This window comes from Vibrio sp. M260118 (genome assembly GCF_036533755.1).
Taxonomy (GTDB): Bacteria; Pseudomonadota; Gammaproteobacteria; order Enterobacterales; family Vibrionaceae; genus Vibrio.
The window spans coordinates 1-1,313 of the sequence record NZ_JATABG010000586.1 but is presented as its reverse complement, the minus strand read 5'-3'; the positions used below and the strand labels follow the sequence as shown (position 1 = coordinate 1,313).

Here is a 1,313-nt window from a genome sequence, read left to right as displayed (position 1 = left end):
TGGGCCAAAGAAAAATAATCAAATGGTTTGGCAAGATCTTGCACAACAAGATCAAGCGGAACTGAATGCTCGAATTAAAGCGACTGATTTCACCCGTGACATTATTAACAAACCAGCGGAAGAGGTTGCCCCACGTCAATTGGCGACAATGGCTGCTGAGTTCATCAAATCTGTAGCGCCAGAAGGGACAGTTAAAGCTCGTATCGTAAAAGATAAAGATCTCCTGAGTGAAGATTGGCAAGGCATTTATGCTGTGGGTCGAGGTTCTGAGCGTACATCGGCCATGCTGCAACTAGACTTCAACCCGACTGGTGACGAAGATGCCCCAGTTTTTGCTTGTCTTGTGGGCAAAGGTATTACGTTTGACTCGGGTGGTTACAGCATCAAGCCATCTGGTTTTATGACGGCAATGAAGGCAGACATGGGCGGTGCTGGTACTATTACCGGTGGTCTGGGCTTAGCGATCATGCGTGGCTTGAACAAACGCGTAAAACTGATTTTATGTTGTGCTGAAAATATGATTTCTGGTCGTGCTCTTAAGCTTGGTGACATTATCACTTACAAGAACGGTAAAACCGTAGAGATCATGAATACCGACGCAGAAGGTCGTTTGGTTCTCGCCGATGGCCTTATTTATGCTAGTGAGCAAAACCCGGAATTAATCATTGATTGCGCGACTTTAACGGGAGCGGCGAAAAACGCCTTGGGTAATGACTATCACGCCTTGATGAGCTTTGATGATGAGCTTTCTCACCAAGCGCTAACGGCGGCTCGTGAAGAGAAAGAAGGCTTATGGCCGCTGCCCTTGGCAGATTTCCACCGCAGCATGCTGCCATCTAACTTTGCTGATCTTTCTAACATCAGTAGTGGTGACTACTCACCAGGTGCGAGTACAGCCGCCGCATTCTTGTCATACTTCGTCGAAGACTACAAAAAAGGTTGGTTGCATTTTGATTGTGCTGCGACTTACCGCAAAGCAGCGACAGATAAGTGGGCAGCTGGCGCAACGGGAGTAGGCGTTCGTAGCCTTGCCGGTCTACTTATTCAACAGCAGAACAAATAATTCCAAGAGGCCGAAGAGCCTCTTCCATTAGAACAAAGACATAACGAAAGGATACCTTATGGCTCTAGAAAGAACTTTTTCTATTGTTAAGCCCGACGCAGTAGAACGTAATCTGATTGGCGAGATCTATCACCGTATCGAAAAGGCGGGACTACAGATCATCGCAGCGAAAATGGTGCGTTTAACGGAAGAACAAGCAAGTGGTTTTTATGCTGAGAATGAAGGCAAAGAGTTTTTCCCTGCATTGAAA

2 protein-coding genes are annotated in these 1,313 nt (G+C 46.6%); both read left to right on the top strand.

Annotated features, from left to right (window positions below):
• The coding region (gene pepB, locus QTO00_RS19795) for an aminopeptidase PepB (RefSeq protein WP_331426272.1) at positions 1-1,063 on the top strand (1,063 nt) is incomplete at its 5' end.
• A 58-nt stretch (positions 1,064-1,121) separates the two neighbouring features.
• Positions 1,122-1,313 (top strand): nucleoside-diphosphate kinase (locus QTO00_RS19790; protein ID WP_331426271.1); only part of this gene is annotated, 192 nt, incomplete at its 3' end.